Source organism: Streptomyces sp. 8N706 (assembly GCF_052245415.1).
Lineage (GTDB): Bacteria > Actinomycetota > Actinomycetes > Streptomycetales > Streptomycetaceae > Streptomyces.
The window spans coordinates 1-1483 of the sequence record NZ_JBQQBW010000238.1; the positions used below are offsets into that span (position 1 = coordinate 1).

The window sequence follows — 1483 nt, forward strand, 5'->3', positions numbered from 1 at the left end:
CCCGACCAACAGCCCGGCGGGCATCATCGGGTTCTCCGGCCGCACCCTCCGGCGAGACCTCAGCCCCGGCGAGCATCAGCGACTTAGGCCACGATCGGGGCTGGCGATCGGCCCGCGCGGAGCAGCGCTCTACGTCGGCTTCCTTGACCCGGTCGGCAACACCGCGCTCGACGCTCCCGAGTTGCGGATGTCGGTCACCACCGGACCCACCTACATCTGGGGCGCCATGTTCCCCGAATCCACCAGCACCGATTCCCTGCGCGACCTGCGTGGCGGCGAACTGCAGGCCGCGCTGCTCGGCCGATTCCGCGAGCGGGGCTGGGCCGAGCACACACTCGAGGTCATCGCCCAGGCCGACCCGCACAGCGTGGCCGGATTCCGCTTCAACGCCGCCTCCACCCGCGCGGAGGATCTCGCGCCCTGGCCTGCGGGTCGTATCACCGCGCTGGGCGACGCTGTCCACGCCACACCGCCCACCGCCGGAATGGGAGCGGGCGCGGCCATCCGCGACGCCGCCAGCCTGTTCACGCACGTCAGCGCCGCCGCCGACGGCACCACCACCCTCACCGACGCCGTGGACCATTTCGAGGCCGGCATGCGCCAGCGCGGCAGCGAAGTCCTCACCCTGGCCATGAAGACCGTCCGGTGGATCCTGGCCACCGACACCACACTCGGCGCCGCAGCCACCGTCGTGAGCACCCCGATTCTGGCCGCAGCCGCCCGACTACGTCACTGACGAGCCGCGCGACGCCCGTGCCCTGCACTGAGAACAAGGGGTCGCGCACGCGCACGGGCCGGTGTCGGGGTATGAGCTGAAGTGCAGAGTCGCGTACGGATCAACGTGCAGAGGTGTCCGGTGTCCGCGATGTAGGTAGCCCCGCTCTTCTGTAGGCATGTGCGGCTGGGTCCCGGTCATGTGTAGGCAAGCTCGCGAGGACCTCGTCGCCAAGACCTGGCCCCACTCGCTGAAGGTCTTGTTCGAGGTCAGGATGATCGAGCCCTTCTCGTAACGCTTCGAGAACACTTGGAAGACCAGGTTCGCCTCCGCCCGTTCCAGGGGCTGGTAGCCGACCTCGTCGACCACGAGGACGCTCGGTCGCAGGTAGCTGCCGAGTTTGCTGGTCAGTCGGCCTGCGGGCCTCGGCTGCTTTGAGGCTGCGGACCATGTCATCGAGGCTGGTGAACTAGATCGAGTAGCCGGCCCGGCAGGCCGCGACCGCCAGGGCGACGGCGATGTGTGTTTTGCCCACTCCGGGCGGCCCGAGCAGGGCGGCGTTCGCCTTGGCCTCGACGAACGAGAGGGTGGCGAGGTCCTTGACCTTGCGCGGGTCCAGGTCGGGGGGGAAGGGGGAGTGTCTGACTTGTTGAATCGACCGCAGGCGCTCGGTCTGCAGCCGTAGCGTCCAGGGTGCCGGTCGGCACGGGCTCGTGTAGTGTCTTGCCGCCCTGCGGGCTGGCTCATGATTAGCGTGCCGCCGCTGTC

General features: G+C 69.1%; 1 protein-coding gene and 1 pseudogene. One reads left to right on the forward strand and one right to left on the reverse strand.

The genetic code is table 11. The features are described 5' to 3' along the window. Positions 1-736 (forward strand): FAD-dependent oxidoreductase (locus ACTWQE_RS34035; RefSeq protein ID WP_443332955.1); only part of this gene is annotated, 736 nt, incomplete at its 5' end. A gap of 190 nt (positions 737-926) precedes the next feature. On the opposite strand, the pseudogene ACTWQE_RS34040 reads toward ACTWQE_RS34035, so the two are convergent. Continuing rightward, a pseudogene (locus ACTWQE_RS34040) lies at positions 927-1346 on the reverse strand (ATP-binding protein); the annotation flags it as partial. Between the last annotated feature and the right edge of the window lie 137 nt (positions 1347-1483).